This window comes from Microcoleus sp. A6-C6 (assembly GCF_036705955.1).
In the GTDB taxonomy this organism is placed as follows: domain Bacteria; phylum Cyanobacteriota; class Cyanobacteriia; order Cyanobacteriales; family Microcoleaceae; genus Microcoleus.
The window spans coordinates 43,086-60,781 of sequence record NZ_JAUBVR010000012.1; the positions used below are offsets into that span (position 1 = coordinate 43,086).

Annotated in this window: 18 protein-coding genes and 1 pseudogene; 9 read left to right on the forward strand and 10 right to left on the reverse strand. The window is 44.5% G+C overall.

Annotation, left to right across the window (positions count from 1 at the left end):
• Nucleotides 1–65 precede the first annotated feature (65 nt).
• The gene (locus QUB52_RS07570) at nucleotides 66–1,514 is read right to left on the reverse strand and encodes a folate/biopterin family MFS transporter (RefSeq protein WP_332972790.1); all 1,449 of its coding nucleotides are present in this window, start codon (nucleotides 1,512–1,514) and stop codon (nucleotides 66–68) included.
• 221 nt (nucleotides 1,515–1,735) lie between these two features.
• Here QUB52_RS07570 and QUB52_RS07575 point away from each other — a divergent pair, with 221 nt between their 5' ends.
• The 8 genes and pseudogenes from QUB52_RS07575 to QUB52_RS29215 all read left to right on the forward strand — a co-directional run.
• Complete coding sequence (locus QUB52_RS07575) at nucleotides 1,736–2,026, forward strand: hypothetical protein (RefSeq protein ID WP_332972791.1); 291 nt, start codon at nucleotides 1,736–1,738, stop codon at nucleotides 2,024–2,026.
• A 71-nt stretch (nucleotides 2,027–2,097) separates the two neighbouring features.
• The gene (locus tag QUB52_RS07580; protein WP_332972792.1) at nucleotides 2,098–3,273 is read left to right on the forward strand and encodes a serpin family protein; all 1,176 of its coding nucleotides are present in this window, start codon (nucleotides 2,098–2,100) and stop codon (nucleotides 3,271–3,273) included.
• 85 nt (nucleotides 3,274–3,358) lie between these two features.
• Nucleotides 3,359–3,820 (forward strand): cupin domain-containing protein, encoded by a 462-nt coding sequence (locus QUB52_RS07585; RefSeq protein ID WP_265238853.1) that lies wholly within the window; start codon nucleotides 3,359–3,361, stop codon nucleotides 3,818–3,820.
• A gap of 6 nt (nucleotides 3,821–3,826) precedes the next feature.
• A complete protein-coding gene (locus QUB52_RS07590) occupies nucleotides 3,827–4,477 on the forward strand; it encodes a class I SAM-dependent methyltransferase (protein ID WP_265238854.1) in 651 nt (216 codons plus the stop codon).
• 181 nt (nucleotides 4,478–4,658) lie between these two features.
• On the forward strand, nucleotides 4,659–4,904 hold the full coding sequence (locus tag QUB52_RS07595) for a hypothetical protein (protein ID WP_265238855.1): 246 nt from the start codon (nucleotides 4,659–4,661) through the stop codon (nucleotides 4,902–4,904).
• Nucleotides 4,905–5,170: 266 nt separating this feature from the next.
• On the forward strand, nucleotides 5,171–5,479 hold the full coding sequence (locus QUB52_RS07600; protein ID WP_332972793.1) for a hypothetical protein: 309 nt from the start codon (nucleotides 5,171–5,173) through the stop codon (nucleotides 5,477–5,479).
• A 7-nt stretch (nucleotides 5,480–5,486) separates the two neighbouring features.
• A complete protein-coding gene (locus QUB52_RS07605) occupies nucleotides 5,487–6,314 on the forward strand; it encodes an IS4 family transposase (protein ID WP_332972794.1) in 828 nt (275 codons plus the stop codon).
• Nucleotides 6,315–6,338: 24 nt separating this feature from the next.
• A pseudogene (locus QUB52_RS29215) lies at nucleotides 6,339–6,386 on the forward strand (hypothetical protein); the annotation flags it as partial.
• Nucleotides 6,387–6,405: 19 nt separating this feature from the next.
• Here QUB52_RS29215 and QUB52_RS07610 read toward each other — a convergent pair.
• The gene (locus tag QUB52_RS07610) at nucleotides 6,406–6,528 is read right to left on the reverse strand and encodes a hypothetical protein (protein WP_265239159.1); all 123 of its coding nucleotides are present in this window, start codon (nucleotides 6,526–6,528) and stop codon (nucleotides 6,406–6,408) included.
• Between the two features lie 209 nt (nucleotides 6,529–6,737).
• Between QUB52_RS07610 and QUB52_RS07615 the strand changes: the two genes are divergently transcribed.
• A complete protein-coding gene (locus QUB52_RS07615; protein WP_265239160.1) occupies nucleotides 6,738–7,670 on the forward strand; it encodes an ADP-ribosylglycohydrolase family protein in 933 nt (310 codons plus the stop codon).
• A gap of 355 nt (nucleotides 7,671–8,025) precedes the next feature.
• On the opposite strand, the gene QUB52_RS07620 is transcribed toward QUB52_RS07615, so the two are convergent.
• The 8 genes from QUB52_RS07620 to kdpA all read right to left on the reverse strand — a co-directional run bounded on the left by QUB52_RS07620 (nucleotide 8,026) and on the right by kdpA (nucleotide 17,259).
• The gene (locus tag QUB52_RS07620) at nucleotides 8,026–8,499 is read right to left on the reverse strand and encodes a hypothetical protein (protein WP_332972796.1); all 474 of its coding nucleotides are present in this window, start codon (nucleotides 8,497–8,499) and stop codon (nucleotides 8,026–8,028) included.
• Nucleotides 8,500–8,739: 240 nt separating this feature from the next.
• Entirely contained in the window at nucleotides 8,740–10,008 is a 1,269-nt protein-coding gene (locus tag QUB52_RS07625) for a cation:proton antiporter (RefSeq protein ID WP_332972797.1), read from the reverse strand.
• Between the two features lie 226 nt (nucleotides 10,009–10,234).
• Nucleotides 10,235–11,386, reverse strand: coding sequence for a universal stress protein (locus QUB52_RS07630; RefSeq protein WP_332972798.1), 1,152 nt, complete (start codon nucleotides 11,384–11,386; stop codon nucleotides 10,235–10,237).
• Nucleotides 11,387–11,495: 109 nt separating this feature from the next.
• The gene (gene kdpC / locus QUB52_RS07635; RefSeq protein WP_332972799.1) at nucleotides 11,496–12,125 is read right to left on the reverse strand and encodes a K(+)-transporting ATPase subunit C; all 630 of its coding nucleotides are present in this window, start codon (nucleotides 12,123–12,125) and stop codon (nucleotides 11,496–11,498) included.
• A 164-nt stretch (nucleotides 12,126–12,289) separates the two neighbouring features.
• Nucleotides 12,290–12,559 carry a K(+)-transporting ATPase subunit F gene (gene kdpF, locus QUB52_RS07640; protein ID WP_332966152.1) on the reverse strand — a complete coding sequence of 90 codons (270 nt, stop codon included), beginning with the start codon at nucleotides 12,557–12,559 and terminating at the stop codon, nucleotides 12,290–12,292.
• Nucleotides 12,560–12,615: 56 nt separating this feature from the next.
• Nucleotides 12,616–13,224, reverse strand: coding sequence for a Uma2 family endonuclease (locus QUB52_RS07645; protein ID WP_332966155.1), 609 nt, complete (start codon nucleotides 13,222–13,224; stop codon nucleotides 12,616–12,618).
• A gap of 99 nt (nucleotides 13,225–13,323) precedes the next feature.
• Nucleotides 13,324–15,426, reverse strand: coding sequence for a potassium-transporting ATPase subunit KdpB (gene kdpB / locus QUB52_RS07650; protein WP_332972800.1), 2,103 nt, complete (start codon nucleotides 15,424–15,426; stop codon nucleotides 13,324–13,326).
• Between the two features lie 75 nt (nucleotides 15,427–15,501).
• On the reverse strand, nucleotides 15,502–17,259 hold the full coding sequence (gene kdpA, locus QUB52_RS07655) for a potassium-transporting ATPase subunit KdpA (RefSeq protein WP_332972801.1): 1,758 nt from the start codon (nucleotides 17,257–17,259) through the stop codon (nucleotides 15,502–15,504).
• Nucleotides 17,260–17,696: the final 437 nt, after the last annotated feature.

A 17,696-nucleotide genomic window follows, 5' to 3' on the forward strand; every position in this document is an offset into this window, starting at 1 on the left:
ATCAAACTAGAAAGATATTAGCAGTCAATTTTCCTTCTTCTTTCTTCCTTCTTCCTTTATTTGTGTTAGTCGGATCGGCGTTTTTCTGACCTGACTGTGGGTACTAAGTCGGGAAAGTATTCGGGTATGAAGTTCTGTCCGCCTTGTTTGGCACCTCCTAGTTCTGGTTGTAATAGGGGGAGTGATTCTTGATTGTTTTGGTCGCTGCTTTCTGCATTTTCTGCGGGAAGCCAATTTAGGAATGGCAGGGGTAGCAGTGTGGAGAGGTTGGTGATGACTATTAGCAGCCAGAGGTTGTCGAAATTGCGATCGGTAATTCCGAGTAAGTGGGTCAAAAGTGCACCGCCTTCGTGGGAAATAAGTCCGGCTAAGTTGGTGACTGACATTAACACGGCAAATAATGTGGCTTCGACACCGGGAGGACACAATCGCGCTGAGAGTACCAGCACTGGCATATAGGCAATTTGTCCGATTACTGTCAGGATCAGGCTGTCTCCGATGCTGAACCACTGGTCGTCTATTCCTAATGCTCGGTTGGCATGAGTTACTAATAATAATGTAGTCATTCCCAAGGCTGTTGCAATTACTGTTGACCAGCCGAAAATTACTCTAAATGGAATTGCTTTTAGGTATCGCTGAAACAGCCAAATGCCGAGGAGGGAGGCAATGCTGGTGACGAGGCGCACTCGACCGAGAAATTCTGGTTGAAAGCCTAGTTCGTTGGTGGTGAAGAAGAAGAAGGCTGAGTCGGAGCTTGGGGTGGCTTGCCACAGGAAGAGAAAGGCGGTGGGCAACCAAATTGTTTTTTGGGTAACAGCTTGCCGCAGTTGTTTGAATTGTTTTTTTACTGTATCAAAGTCGGTTTTTTTGTTTACTTTTTCTTCGTGAATTAACCAGGCTGTTGCTGATACGATTAGGGGGAATGATGCGGTAATTAAAAAAATGGTGTTGGTGCCCAAGTGTTGCATCAGGTAGCCGCTGAGGTAGGCGGTGATTAGTCCGCCGAGGGCTGATGCGCCCCAGGATAAGGATTGCAGGGAACCTGCGTCGGTGACGGATTCTTTTCTAGCTCTTTCGACTATGAGGGAGTCGGCGATTACGTCGCTGACGGCGAGGGAGAGGGAACTCAGGGCGATCGCCCCTGTGGCGGCCAGTGGCGTGTGTACAATTGTTGCGAGGCTCACCCATGCTGACGTGCCCAAGAACCCGGAGAGGACGATGTAAGGTCGTCTGCGGTAGCCGAATATGGGCAAACCGTCCGACATGAAGCCGAACAAGGGTTTGATAATCCAAGGTAGGGCGACAACACCCATCATTGCTGATACTTCGGCCGGAGTCATGCCAAGATCGTCTTTCAGGAAGAAGCTGACGGCTAAGCGAGCTAGTCCGAGAATGCCTTGGACGAAGTAAATCAGTAAGATGGCTATGAGTTCGGGGGTTGGCTCATTCCCAAAGAATACTTTTTCTTTTAAAGATTCTTTGAGTTTGCTGGCGCCAGAGGGTGAAAGAAGCATTTTTGCAATATTTCTTAATGAATCTAAATATTATATAACACATTCTTAATGGGTTGCGGAAACTGTCGGAGGTGGGATATTAAGCTGACGGGCGACTGCCAGCGGGTATAAAATTGTGATGAGCCTGGATTTAAGGATTTTTTGCGATCGATGAAAGCAGAAATTAGCATTGTGTCTCTGGAGGTGGTTTTGGTTTGAGGATTGGGGGTTAATCTAGGCTTATGGCTCAGGGATTTCGATCGGTTTCTGTAGATGGCGTTGATGCGCCTGCTGATTTGTTTGAAAGAAATAAACACAATATTTCTCAGTGGCCGGTGGTGACTACTTTTCGTCTGGGAGAACGCTTGCAAGCGGTGACTGGAAATAATGCTAATCAAATTATGATTGCTGACTCTCAGGGTAAACCTGGGTTGCCGATTTCAACGGATAAGGGTAATTGTTTTGTGCGGGCTAACAGCCGTTTTATTAAGCCGATTAGGGAAAATCCTACTAATTTTAAACCTTTGAAATAAGGAACACTCACAATCACAGACGGGACGCCTGTCCCACTAAGAACGAACCATAAAAAAGGAGAATTTATTCAATGAAAATAAAGAGTTTAGATCATGTGACAATCTTGGTGAAAGGCAACAATGCTTTCGCGATCGACCTTTATAACAAACTGCGCCACGAAGAAGGAAACCTTTTCTTCTCTCCCTACAGCATCTCAACAGCGCTGGCGATGACTTATGCGGGTGCTAGAAGCGAGACAGCTTCGGAGATGGACAATGTTTTGCACTTGCAGCTAAAACAAAAGCACCTGCACCCAGCCTTTGCTGCACTGATGGCTGACCTCAATATGGGTCAAAATTCCGGCTATCAACTGAACACTGCTAATCGACTTTGGGGACAGCAGGGGTTTCATTTCCTTGATGTGTTTCTTCAAACTACCCAAGAATACTACAACGCTGCACTAGCATTTGTGGACTTTATGGGAGCTACTGAGGAGACTCGTTGGACGATTAACACTTGGGTGGCGCAACAAACTCAGGAGAAGATTCAAAACCTAATTTGTGCAGGGATTTTAACCAAAGATACACGATTGGTTTTGACTAATGCTATCTATTTCAAAGGCAACTGGGCAAGTCAGTTCGAGCCAATTTCCACAAAGGAAGAACCCTTTACAATTGCACCATATCGGCAGGTTAATGTGCTAATGATGTACCAGAAAGGAGCGTTCCGCTACGCTTCCCTAAAAGACCTAGAAGTGCTGGAACTTCCTTATGTGGGCGATCGGCTATCTATGGTGATTCTCTTGCCAAGGAAGCTGGATGGGTTGGCTCAGTTGGAGCAGCAATTGACAATCGAAAACTTGAAGAAATGGCTATCTTCACTCTCCCTAATGAGCGAGTTATTAGTTTGGTTGCCTAAATTTAAGCTGACTTCAGAGTTTGAACTCAACCAAGCACTTTCAGAGATGGGGATGCCGCTTGCTTTTGATAGGGAAAAGGCTGACTTTACTGGCATGACAACTGCGGAAACTGACTTATCTAACCTAAGTAATGAGCAAGGGCTGTATATCTCAGCGGTAATTCACAAAGCTTTCGTCGATGTGAATGAGGAGGGGACTGAGGCGGCGGCGGCTACAGCAGTTGTGATGCAGGATAGGAGCCTTTCACCAATGTTTAGAGCCGATCGCCCTTTTATGTTTCTGATTCGGGACACTCAATCGGATAGTATCTTATTTCTGGGTCGTATGGTTGATCCACTGGCTGATTAGAATTTAAAACGAAGGAACCGCGAAGACGCAAAGGACGCGAAGCAAGAAAAGAGAGAGATGTCACAACTGCTAGAAGGAGTATTTTATGATTGTCAATCCTGAAAATGTGCCGGATATTACAGGCTCGAATTATCCCCTGAAATTTCAATCTGCGGTGGTGGGAAGGGTGAAAAAACGCTTGGGCGATGCTGCGGGTTTGCAGAATTTTGGGGTGAATTTGGTGCGGCTGGCGCCGGGAAGTTGTTCTGCTCTGAGACATTGGCACAGCCGTCAAGATGAGTTAGTCTATGTTTTGGAAGGGGAGATTACTCTGATTTCTAATGCGGGTGAGGAAGTGCTGCAACCGGGTATGGCGGCGGGTTTTCGGGCTGGTGATGCTGATGGGCATCATTTGGTTAACCGCACGAATGCTGTTGTTGTTTATCTGGAAGTTGGCGATCGCACTCCGGGAGATTCAGCAAATTATCCCGATGATGATTTAATTGCGAAAGCTGACGGTAATAGCTGGATTTTTACTCGCAAAAATGGCGAGATTTATGAGGGTTAAAAAATTATGAGTCAAGTCAATCTTTGGGGCTCGGCGGAACACGCTTTGTGGTATCTGGCTAAGGCTGATGGTATTCCTCACCGCACTGAGGGTGAGGCGGTTTTGTTGGAGGAGGTGCCGAAAACTGTGCGCCGTATTCTGGATGTAGGTACGGGTGATGGACGGTTGTTGGGTTTGCTTAAGTGCGATCGCCCGAATGTTGAGTGTGTGGCGATCGACTTTTCGCCGACAATGCTGGAAAAAGCCAGAATTCGCTTTGCTGATGATAAGAATGTCACGGTAATCGAGCACAATTTTGACGAACCGCTGCCGGATTTGGGCAAGTTTGATGCGATCGTTTCTAGTTTTGCTATCCATCACGTAAAGGACGATCGCAAATTTGACCTTTACACCGAGATTTTCGAGCTTTTGGAACCCGGAGGCATTTTTGGCAATTTGGAGCACGTAGCATCCCCAACAAAGGCTTTACACGAGAAATTTCGAGAGGCGCTCGGTATTAGCGATTCGCCCGACGATCCGTCTAATAAATTGCTCGATGTGGAAACGCAATTGCGCTGGTTTAGAGAAATTGGTTTTACAGATGTAGATTGTTATTGGAAGTGGCGCGAACTCGCTTTATTAGTTGGGGTGAAACCAACCGCATCGCCATCAGATTAGGAGCGCAAATTAAATAACTTACAATTTTAATTGTGATTGTGGGATGGGCGTCCCGCCCGCTCTTTCCAAAGTTATTAGCCGTGGTGCAATATCTCAAATCGTTGGGACTTTAGTCTTCTGAATCTGTGGACTAAATTCCGAACGATCAAACCTTGTTTATCGCTTGAAGTCGAGACTTGCCGTGTCTGATAACGAACCTGCACCGCATTTGCACCTCCTTTCTAGCTTTGAATTGGGATGGGATGGTTTGATGAATCTCATTTACGAGCTAGAACCTGCTGACGAAATACCGGAAACTGATTTAGAACACCACTTTATTATCATAGCTAAAAATGATTTTCGGGCGAGTTTTATGTTTAATGGAAGTTGGCAAGAGGTAGATTATGCCAGCGGCGATATTGCAATTATTCCTGCTATGGTAATTTGAGCTTGGAAAAACTGAGTAGTGCGGTGCAGATTAGTTCGCATTATTTTGTGAGTTTGTTCAAGCAATCTACAGGAGTACACCCCATCAGTATGTGATGAAATGTCGCATCGAGAGAGCAAAGCAGTTGCTTCGGCGGCGGGAGTTGACTCTTGTGGAAATTTGCTGACGGGGTGACAGGTTGCCTGAAAATCAGACAGTCAGGCAATCCTAGACAAATTGCCTAGAAAAAGATAGAGTAAGAAAGCTTCTTACCCAAAAACAATTAAATGATACCAGAATTATATCATGCCCATTTGTCAGAAAAGCTGACACCTTCTAATTACTTATTGACAATTTTATTGATTCAAGTAGTGCAATCGATTAAAGAAGTTACATTGGAAAGCATAGCAACAAAACTAGGGATGCCCATTAAATTTGAAAGTAGAAGAAAAAAGATTCAGAGATTTTTATCGGAGGATGAATGGAGTCTAGATAATATTTGGTTGCCACTGGTGATTGGTTGGACCAAAGGTAATGTCAAACAAAATAAGGTTGTATATTTAGCAATAGACAAAAACGAAATGGCAATCAAATAATATTTTGATGGTCAGCATGATTTGGCGAAAAAGAGCTATTCCTATCTATTGGAAAGTTCTTGACAAACAAGGGAACAGCACATTAGAAAATCAACAATTAGTATTAACGCCAGTATTCGCCGGCTTATCAGATTATAAATTGCTCGTGTTAGGAGATCGTGAATTTTGTAGTGTTACCCTGGCAAACTGGCTGAGGGAGAAGAAAGTAGATTTCTGTTTACGACTAAAAAAAAATGTTTGTATCAAGACGGAATTAGAGTTATGGACTGAACTAAAAATGCTAGGATTAGAGCCAGGAAATAGCTTTTTCAATCAAGAAGTAACAATCCGAAAAACCGCACCAATTACGGGGTTTAATTTAGCCGGTAAGTGGCTGGGTAAATATCGAAATATTACTACAGAAGAACCTTGGTATATTCTGACAAGCTTGGCAAATATACAAGCAGCAGTTGATGCTTATGCAAAAAGATTTGGAATTGAAGAAATGTTTAGAGACTTTAAGGGTGGAGGATATAACCTAGAAAGGACTAATCTTACGGGCGAGCGATTGAGTAAATTATTAATTCTGTTATCACTAGCATACTTGAAGAGTATAATCCAAGGGATAAAAATTAAGTCAAAACAAGTTCAAGAATATCTAAGTAGAAAAACAGAAAGTCACAGAAAATATGCACGTCATAGCACTTTTTATATTGGACTTTGGGGTGAATCATGGGTCGATTCGATGTTTGGTAATTGGCAGGTTGTTGTTGAATTAATGTCTTTGTCCCCACATAAACTACCTAATTATCAACAAGGCTTAAGAGCTATGAGGCTTATTCTATCAGCGTTATAGGCGACTTGTCGCCCCGACAGGGAAATTTGTCATCAAGTCGGCTTTCAAAGTCAGAGTCATTTTACCAGAGTGTTTCGCCAACAGGTTAAAACTACGCCAAAGGCTTATAGAAACGATTTGGCTGGCGATTCCATAGATATTGATATGGTTTGAAAGAGCGATCGCGATCGTGGGTATCAGCATCAACCGCTTCGGGCGGCAACTGTCCTGACACGGGTTTCCTTTTAAATTGCTTCCTAAATTTTTCTGTATAATATGCTTTTATGGGGTTCGCTCCAGAAACTTTCGGGGTATTACATCGAATTGGGTATGTTATCTAGAAACTTTTAGTGCGATCGCCCTATGTTGGGTAGATGTACTTAAATTTTCTGTAGAATACTTTGTTATGTTTCCTATAAGGATACGATCGCTTAGGATAAATTCATGGTAAAGCTCAAAGAAAGAATAGAAGGAGGTGTTTATGGGCTATTGATAGGTGATGCCCTTGGTGTACCTTATGAGTTTCATGCACAAACTGAAATTCCTCCTGTATCGGAAATAGAATTTACCCCACCTGACTATTTCGATCGATCGCATAAAACTATCGCACCTGGAACCTGGTCTGATGATGGGGCACAAGCACTTGTTCTGTTGTCTTCCCTCCTAGATTGCGGAAGATTAGATATTGACAATTTTGGCACGAGATTAGTTGATTGGTATGAAACTGGGTATATGGCAGTCGATGGCAATGTGTTTGATGTTGGCATCCAAACAGGTCAAGCTATTAGAAAACTAAGATTAGGAGTTAAGGCAGCAATAGCTGGACAAACTGAACAAGCCAAGGGCAATGGTTCATTAATGAGAGTTCTGCCGCTGGCACTATGGCATAAAGGTAGTGATGAACAACTTGTTAACGATGCTCATCAACAGTCAGTTGTGACTCATGGACATCTTAGATCGCAAATATGTTGTGCTTTATACTGTTTGTGGGCTAGGTACACTTTAGAGGGAAAAGCCAATTCTTGGAAAGAGGCAGTAACCAAAATTAAAGAAATCTATGGTCAAGACTCAGATGAATATGCAGAACTAATGTGGGCAGTAAGACCTGACGATAGTATTGATGGGCAGGGAAGTGGCTATGTGGTTGATACTTTACGTTCTGCTAAATGGGCGATGAAAAAAAATACTTACGAAGAGGTTGTAAAAGCTGCTATCTCTCTGGGTAGAGATACAGATACAACGGCGTGTGTGGCGGGTGGGATAGCTGGAATACGCGATGGAATGAAAGCAATTCCTAAAAGATGGCTCGCTGATTTAAGAGGTAAAGATATTTTATATTCAGAGTTACAAAAATTAGTCGATTGGAGATGTAGGTAGGGAGCATCTCAGCTTTGCATTTATATAGTGCTGTCCTCGCTCGCGTATTATACGATACGCGAGCGAGGACAGCACTATAAGAAAAAATGCTTTTTACAAAAATGAGATGCTCCCTGTAGGTAGAAGGCGGCATAACAACTCTGCAAACAAACGAATGATGCGATAAAAGTCTAAATCTGTGTTTTGAAAATAACCAACAGAGTATTGAGAAGAAAACAGGCGAACTCTTAAGCCAAACCATACAAAAAGCAACCGTTTTTTGGAGTAGCAAGCAAATTGAACCTCCAATTTACACTTTTAGTTAGTTGGGATGGAAGATATTGTGCGATCGATCGCACATTGGGATCTTACCCAGTTAGAGGGCTGTTTTAAGAATTATTAACCAAACGATCGAATTAACAACAAACAAAAAGGTATAAAAAATATAGATTGATGGAGCGCAGATAGCTCTCCATAAAGAAGGCATTTTAATTGTTTTTAATGAACCGAGCGGGTGAACAAGACCTTCAGGAATTGAGCGAGTATTAAAACTTTCATTTAAGGCGCTTTCATTATTCAAGAATTGGGTAATTGCATTGACTCTTTGCAGGTAATAAAATTGCACCTTCCAGTAGGTAGCTTCTAAAAACCAAAAACCAAAAATTATAACGTATCCTAGGGGAACCAACGCATCTATTTTGCTTGTAAAAACCCAACCAATCAAGGCTACCCAAATGGTAATTGCCGCAGTTTTTAATTGCATCAGAATTGTTGTGAAGTTAGCTATTTTTTTCTCTAGTTCCTCTGCTCCTTTTTGCAGCATTGCTAGCTGAAATTCAAATCGATCCATGTTTGATTCCGCGAATGTTTATATTAGAGTTATCGAAAAAATTATAATCTTTTTTTCTTTCGGTGTCGTTATAGAACTTCGCCTGACGCACCCTACAAGTCGATTTTAGATTATATAGTAAGGTGCGTCAGCTCCCGAAATTCCCGATCGCCATTAGAGAACTTCGCCTGACGCACCCTACAAGTCGATTGTTGTGTGACAGTTGCGTCCAGGACTATTAAAGTCACGCACCTTACTGAATTAAATTAAATCCGGTACTTTGGGTTTAATTCGGCGCTCGTACCAGTTCATTAACGGGGTGGCGCTAATGCCGTGTACTATCACAGAAATTACGATAGTTGTAAAGGTTATCCAGGCTACTTTTTCGGCAGTTTCGCCTTTCAAACCGTGACCCAAAGCATAGGTAAAATAATAGATAGAACCGACGCCACGAATGCCGAACCAACCGAACAGCAATCGGCTGGCGGGATGCAAAGGACTGCCGATCGTACTAATCCAAGCTCCCACAGGCCGAATCAAAAAAATTAACAATCCACCTACTAAAAGCGAGTAGCCGCCATATGCCAACATAGGTTCTAGGCGCAGGAGCGAACCTAATAGTAAAAGAGTTGCTACTTCTGTCAACTTTTCAATGCGTTCGGTAAAATTTAGTTGGGAAAGCGGTTTTTCGGGGTCGTGGTAACTGCGCTGCACGACAATTCCTGCTACAAAAACTGCGAGGAATCCGTAGCCGTTGACTACTTCTGTGAGGGAATAGGTGAGCAGAATTGTGCTGAGAGCGATGAAATCTTCCATTAATTCGTCGGCCGGTCTGTAGCGTTGCAATTGGCGATCGATCCAGGTGACGGCTTTAGCTACTAAAATGCCCATCACGATACCTGCGGCGATCGCCCAAATTAAGTCAACTGCTGCCCACTGCGGAAACCAGTTCGACCAATTGTTATCTTTCATCGCATAAATGCCGAAGTAAACAAAGGGAAAAGATAAAGCATCGTTTAAACCACCTTCCGATGTTAAACCAAAACGCAATTCATCGCTATCGTCTATATTAGCTAATTGAACTTCTGAGGCTAAAACTGGATCGGTGGGAGCGAGAATTGCTCCCAATAAAATAGCAGGCCCCCAATCTAATTTCACAAACCAATGAGCGATCGCAGCCACAGCAAAAATCGAAATTGGCATTAAAAAACCGATCAGCCGCGCTGTGGAATTCCAAGCCCAAAGTTGCAGCGGGCGATTCATTTTTAAGCCGCAACTGAACAGAGAAACAATCACTACAAATTCTGTAAGTCTTTCTAAAAATTGAGCTTCGGGGCGCAATTCAATCAGCTTGACGCCGTAGGGCCCCAATCCGATACCGACAATTAGATAAATTAAGGCATAAGATACCGGCAATCGCGAAATCCATCCCGATCCCAAGGTGACTGTGAGCAGGAGGATACCAATCACTAGCAAGTTTAAAATGTAAGGATCTACCATGACGATCGCACTTTTGAGCTGGTTTAACAAGTGCGATCTTGACAGCTAAAAGCTTCTGGCGCATCCACCACCAGCTAGAGTCTGCTATCCTCCGAAAGTTACAGTTGTTAAGTAGAAGGAAGAAGGAATAAGGAATAAGGAAGAAGGGAGAAGATATACACAGTAAGCTGGAGAGCGATCCGTATTTTACGTTTACGTTTAATTAGGTGGACTTACTAATACAACTACCAACTGACAACTGTCAACTGTCAACTGACTAATTAGGAACCCCATTTTTTTCGGTAGCGATGATGTGCAAATCTACGTGTTTGAGCGATCGCACTAACTGTTGAGTCAAGGAGCCCCGCAGCAGCAAATTCCAGCGGGATTGCTGGCTTTCACCGATCACAATTTGAGTAATCCGATACTGTTTCGCTACATCCGAAATCGCTCTGGCTATTTTATTGCCGTTTACTCGCAAAAATTTCCCGTTAAATTCTTTACAGAGTTTATCACAAGTTTCAACGTGCAAGCTTTCTGATTTTGTTAAAAATCGATCTGGATGATCGACAAACAAAGCATAAAACGGGGCATTCATGTAGTTAGCAAGCCTCGCGCCCCGCCGCAGTAATTGTAAGGAATTGGGATAAGTCGAGACGCACACTAAAACTCGTTCGTGAATGTTGCAAACTTGACCTTTTAATGTTGCTGCGTCATCTTCAACACTGTCTGCGACTTCTCGCAGGGCGAGTTCTCGCAAAGCAATTAAATGACGGCGCTGGAAAAAGTTTTTTAATGATTGTTCAATTTTTTCGGGAGCATAAATTTTGCCTTCTAACAACCTTTCTTCTAAAGTTTCCGGCGTCACATCGACAACGAGTATTTCGTCAGCAGCTTCGAGGATGCGATCGGGCACTCGTTCTCGCACGACAACTCCGGTAATTCGAGCTACTAAATCGTTGAGACTTTCTATATGCTGAATGTTGAGCGTGGAGAAAACATCAATTCCAGCATTCAGAATTTCTTCGACATCTTGATATCGTTTTTCTCGGAGAGAACCAGGAATATTTGTATGAGCTAATTCGTCTACTAATGCTAGTTGAGGGCGGCGTTCAATCACCGCCTCAGTATCCATTTCGTTGAGCATTTTTTCGCCACGCAGCATTTGTTTGCGCGGTACTATTTCGAGTCCTTCGCCTTTAGCTGCTGTCTCTTTTCGCCCGTGAGTTTCTAACAGTCCGACGGCGACATCAATTCCTTCAAGTTTGAGTCTGTGGCCTTCTTCTAGCATTCGGAAAGTTTTGCCGACACCGGGGGCCATCCCGATAAATATTTTGTGCTTTCCCCGGCGGCGGGTGCGATCATAAGTGTGGTTGGGTTGGATGTAAACCGCGTCTGGATGGTCTGGGAGTTCGCTAGAGTGAATCATAGCAGTTGACAGTTGACAGTTGGCAGTTGGCAGTTGACAGTTGACAGTTGACAGTTGACAGAAATAACAAATAACAACTAACTAATGACTAATGACTAATGACTAATGACTATTGTAAACCGTCGAGAGCCACATTCAGTTTGAGGACGTTAACTCCTGGTTCGCCGAAAATGCCGAGAAATCTGCCGTCTGTATTTTTGGATACCAACATTTCTACTTGATTGAGATTTAGCGATCGCACTTTTGCTATACGCTCAACTTGCGCCCTAGCTGATTCTACACTAATGTGCGGATCGAGCCCAGAGCCGGAGGTGTAGACTAAATCTGCAGTCGGTTTGATGCCGGCTTGGTTGAGGCGGGCTATTTCTACTTCCACGCCTTGAAAACCATCTTTCTCATTACCTCGCTTCAGCAAATCCGAGTTAGTGGGTGCAAGGTTGCTAGCTCCCGAAACTCCCGTTCTTTGAGTTAAATTATCTGCTTTTGTCGGATCGAAATCTGTAGGTGCAAAGCTGCTGTAATTTGTGGTGGTGGGGCGACTCCAAAAATATTTGTCCGAACTGAAAGGTTGACCGATTAAGGATGAACCGACTACAATTCCCTGCTTAGTAATTAAGCTGCCGTTAGCCTGCGAGTTGAAGGCGACTTGACCGATTACTAGCACGATTAAAGGATAAATAATTGCGGTGATTCCCCACAAAACTAAGGTCACGCGAATCGCTCTGATTAATTCTCTCATAAATTACCTCAATTAAGGAAGAAGGAAGAAGGAAGAAGGAAGAAGGAAGAAGGACTTACACGCGGGGGCCAGAAACCGGGTTTTTTCGCGAAATATTTCGTTTTAGCGCACAGATTAGGTCAAAAACCCGGTTTCTCAGAGTCGGCGCGCCCTACACGCTATACCTAAAATCTTTCCGGTTGGAAAATTACCGTAAACAAATAAACTGCGAGTCCGATGATTACTAAACCCAAAAGGCTTAAACCCCATGCAGCTTTTTTAGTTAAACTTTCATCTGTAGCGGCATACACAGCGGGAGCTATTATCAAATTAAAGCACATTACTAGAAATAGCTGCACCGGGATTGGGTGGCGCTGCCACAGCATTTGTCCTAACTCAACGGTGTCTTGAAAATCTCTAGGCAAAATATCATTCAGCAAATCGTTTCGTTTCATAATTCCTCTTGTTTTTCGATTATGTTTCTTGACAAATTGCAGCAAATATGTTTTGATTATGCTTCCTCTTGTCCCTCGCGCAGTTGATTGCGAAACTCAACTACAGCATCGTATTGATCGGGGATATTGGCACAACGAACGAACAATGTTAAATCCAAATCAGGTAGCAATTCACTGCGATCGACTTGTTTGTATTCTTCGTCTTGCAAACGGTACAGGGCTAGCTTGCCTTTTTTCCAAAACCATACTTCGGGAACCTTGACTCGCCTGTAGATTTCCAGAGTATTTACTCCGCCGCTGGTGACAACTACTTCTATTACAATGTCGGGAATCTCTTTCTTAGTTTCCAGATTGAATGATTCATCAGGCTCTTTTCTTCCTCCTAGTTGGATACTGCCGAGAGTCTTGCTACCACGCTTGTAAAATCGGATGTTTGTGTGTTGAAAATAAGCCAGCAGTAAGAGACTGATAGTGCTTTTACCATCTTCATGTTCTACTGAAAGAGGAGACATAATATCTAAGGTTCCATAGAGGTAGGCTAGCCGCACATTTGGAAAATCTTCTAAAGCTGCTTCTATTGCTTCCAATTTCTCCCAGCTAACATCATAAAGCGTGAGGCACTGGTTGCTTTCACTGACTGGTTTATCCAAAAGTTGAGGATTCATAGGTCATTTTGCAATGAGTGGTTTTCAGATGAGCGTCGAGGCAGAACCTCTAAATCTATTCTATCCATTAAATCTCGTACTCTGCTCGCTACCGAACCTCTATGCTAGCCCGATCGCAGCAATAAACACATCGATGACTTTGATGGCGATAAACGGCGCGACTGCTCCGCCCAATCCGTAGATTAAAATGTTCCGCTGCAATAATTGATTGGCACTCAGTGGTCGAAATTTTACCCCGGTTAATGCTAGGGGAATTAAGGCGGGAATAATTAAAGCATTGTAAATTAATGCGGATAAAACTGCTGATTGACCACTGGCTAAACCCATGATGTTTAAAGCGCCAACTGGGGCAAACATTGCCGGAATAATGGCAAAATATTTGGCGATGTCGTTGGCTAGCGAAAATGTAGTCAGCGCGCCGCGAGTAATTAGCAATTGTTTGCCGATTGTTACTAAGTCAATGAGTTTTGTGGGGTCAGAATCTAAGTCCACCATGTTCGCGGCTTCTTTGGCTGCTTGGGTTCCAGAATTCATTGCGAGTCCGACGTTTGCTTGGGCTAGGGCGGGTGCGTCGTTGGTTCCATCTCCCGTCATTGCTACTAATTTGCCTTCGGCTTGTTGCTTGCGAATTACTTCGATTTTGTCCTCTGGAGTTGCTTCGGCTATGAAGTCGTCAACCCCGGCTTCGTCGGCAATTACTGAGGCGGTAATGCGGTTATCTCCGGTGAGCATGATGGTGCGAATTCCCATTTTTCGGAGTTGGTCAAACCGATCGCGAATTCCCGGTTTAATCACATCTTTCAAATAGATAATTCCGTAGGTGTCGCTACCTTGACAAACAGCTAACGGCGTGCCTCCCAACCGCGAAACCCGCTCGTAAGCTTCATCGAGATCCACGCCGAAATTGCCGCCGCGCGATCGCACAAAACCCTTCACCGCATCCACCGCGCCCTTGCGAACCTCCGTACCATCGGGTAAATCGGTACCCGACATCCGCGTTTTTGCGGAAAAATCAAGCCCGGTGGCACCTCGATCGTTAGTGCGATCGAACTGGGCGACTGCGCCCAACTTTTCGGCCAAACGGACGATCGACTTTCCCTCTGGCGTGTCGTCAAACACACTCGCAGTCAGCGCTACCTGCGCCACTTGTTGCAGCGAATGACCGTTTACCGGAATGAATTCCTCGGCTAAACGGTTGCCCAGCGTAATCGTCCCCGTTTTGTCCAAAATCAGCGTATTCACGTCACCACAAGCCTCAACGGCGCGTCCAGATGTCGCTATCACGTTAAACTGAGCGACGCGATCCATCCCCGCAATGCCGATCGCGCTCAACAAACCGCCAATGGTTGTCGGGATCAGCGCCACCAGCAGCGAAATCAGCGTCACCACGCCCACAGGAGTTTTCACATAATTGCCGATCGGCGGAATCGTGGACACCACAATCAAAAACACCAGAGTCAGCACCGCCAGCAGCACCGTCAGCGCGATCTCGTTCGGCGTTTTTGAGCGTTCTGCGCCCTCCACCAGCGCGATCATCCTGTCCAAAAAGCCCTTACCGGGGTCGGCCATCACCCGCAGTGTCAGTTCGTCAGAAAGGATGCGCGTACCGCCCGTGACCGAACTGGCGATGTCCGAACCCGGTTCCTTCAGCACCGGTGCGGATTCGCCGGTGATCGCAGATTCGTCCACCGATGCGACACCCGCGATCACTTCGCCGTCGGAAGGAATGACATCGCCTGCGATCACTTTAATTTGGTCGCCGCGTCTCAAAGATGTTGAACTAACTTCTTGAATTGAACCGTCTGGTAGGAGTTTGCGGGCTGTGGTGTCGGCTTTGGTCGATCGCAGTGCATCTGCTTGCGCTTTCCCGCGGCCTTCTGCTACCGCTTCCGCGAAATTAGCAAATACCAAAGTAAAGAACAAAATGAACGTGACTAAACCGTTGAAGACTACTTGATTGTTGCCGGGAACTGGGCCAAAAAGCGTAGGATCTATTGTTAAAAGTGCAGTCACAATTGTGCCTACCCACACCACAAACATCACTGGGTTTTTCACCATTACCCGCGGGTTTAGCTTTATAAAAGCTTCTTTGAAAGCTCTTTGATAAAGGCCTTTTGTATTTGCTTTGGGTGTGTGTTTGCGAGACTCGCGAGAGCCTCGGCGGGGGGGTTTTGGGAAATTGGGGGAGTTGGAGGAAGCCATAATTTGGATTTTTAATGAACCGCAGAGGACGCAGAGAGCGCAGAGAAGGAGAAGGGTGAGGTTGATTTTTTTTTGCTACTGAGGTGGGGGAGTTGGTGTTCCCAGAGGCGATGGCGCAGTTATTGGTGCGGGTTCTAATTTGCTGCTGCTAATTTCAAATCCTTCTGCAATTGGCCCCAAAGCTAGGACTGGGAAAAATGTCAGCGCGCCTAGAATGACGATTACTCCTGCGGTTACGCTGGTGAATAAGATGGAATCGGTTCTGAGTGTTCCGGTTGTTTCGGGAACGAGTTGTTTGTTGGTCATGCTGTCAGCTAGCAGCAGCATTGCAATAATTGGAACGTAGCGCCCCATCAGCAAGCTAAAACAGGTGCTTAAATTCCACCAAAGTCCTGTTGCTGCGGGTTGAGAATCTCCTAATCCTTCAAAGCCTGAACCGTTGTTTGCGGCCGCTGAAGCGTATTCGTACATCACTTGGGAGATGCCGTGAAATCCAGGGTTGCTGATGCCGCTCAAGCTGTCGGTAAAGGCGAGGGTAATGGCGCCTGGGATTAAAACTGCGATCGGGTGAACTAACAAAACCACACTGGCTAAAACTATTTCATTTTTTTCAATTTTGCGTCCCAAAAACTCTGGCGTTCTACCAACCATCAATCCGGTGAGAAATACGCTCAAAATCAGGTAAATAAATAAGTAAGCTGTTCCTGTTCCTTGTCCGCCCCAAACAATTTGCAGAAACAAGTTAGACAGAGTAGCAAAACCTGCGGGAGGCATTAAAGAATCGTGCATTCCGTTCACGGCCCCGCACATTGTGCCAGTCGTAGTCACCGCCCAAAGTGCAGTTTCTGCCCAGCCAAATCTAACTTCTTTTCCTTCTAAATTGGGTTGTACGGAACCCAGCAAGTTATTGACTTGAGGATTGCCTTGGTATTCGCCAACTGCTGCAATGCCAATCAAGCCAACATAAATTATAAATACCATCCAAAAAATCAGCCATCCCTGTTTTTTGTTGTTGGCAAATCTGCCGTAAGTATGAATGAATGCTGCAGGGATTGAAACCATTGCTAGGGTTTCTAGCAGGTTGGTAAAAGGGTTGGGATTTTCTAAGGGGTGAGCCGAGTTAATCCCGAAAAATCCGCCGCCGTTTTCTCCTAGTTGTTTGATGCTTTCAAAGTGAGCGACTGGGCCGCGGGAAATAACTTGGGTACTGCCTTCTAAGGTGGTGGCAACTTGGGGGCCTGCTAGGGTTTCTGGCACTCCTGAAATTAGCAATAGCAAGGCAATTATTAAAGATAATGGCAGGAGAATTCTGGTGATTGATTGAATTAAATCAATGTAAAAGTTACCTAATGGGCGGCCGGTAAGTCCCCGAATAAAGGCAATTCCTACTGCTAAACCTGTGGCGGCTGAGGTAAACATTAAAAAACCCAGTGTTAGTTGGGATAGATAACTATATGTTGTCTCGCCGGAGTAATGCTGTTGGTCGGTATTTGTGAGGAATGAAATTGTTGTGTGTAGGGCGGTATCCCAGGTTGGTGAACTTAGGCTGGTGGGATTTAAAGGTAGCACTCCCTGAAGTATGAAGCTTAAGAATACAAATATGCCCATTGCTAGATTGCTGTATAATAGCGATCGCGCATATTGCCACCCTGTCATGGAATCTACAACACGAATGTTGCCGGCTTTATAGATGAGTTGTTCTACGGGTTTCATGGCGGAATCGAGGAAAGTTCGTTCTCCCATGTACACCCGCGCCATGTAATTGCCGAAGACTGGCGCGATCGCGATTAAAATGATTAGCGTTAATGCTATTTGAATTAATCCTTGCAGCATAACTTAGTTAAAAAATCCTCGTTGTTGAATAAATCCGCTTCACTCCTCGGAAAATGGCTTCGGAAGGAAGTCCACAAAACGGGGTGAGTTTTCTTTAAGGTTACTTCTAGTTCGCAGCCTATCGCCCGATTAATTGCTACTGCTAAAATACGATCTCCGCAGAAAATCGTTGGAATTTCGCTGGCTATAATTAATCGGTTTTCTCTTGTTAATCCCAAGCAATAGCAGTTATCGGGCAATTGTATGGCACTTAGTGCTATGCCGCAATAACTGCTGTTGAATTGGATCGGTACTTGAATGAGTTTTGGTTCTGCAAAGCTCATAAACGACTCCCGTAGGCCGCAAGGTTAGGTTTACTTTATATTGATTACTCTACAGAAGTTTGGGGTGTTTGATAATTAGTCTTAAGATATAAGTTACTGTTTAGGATTTATGAT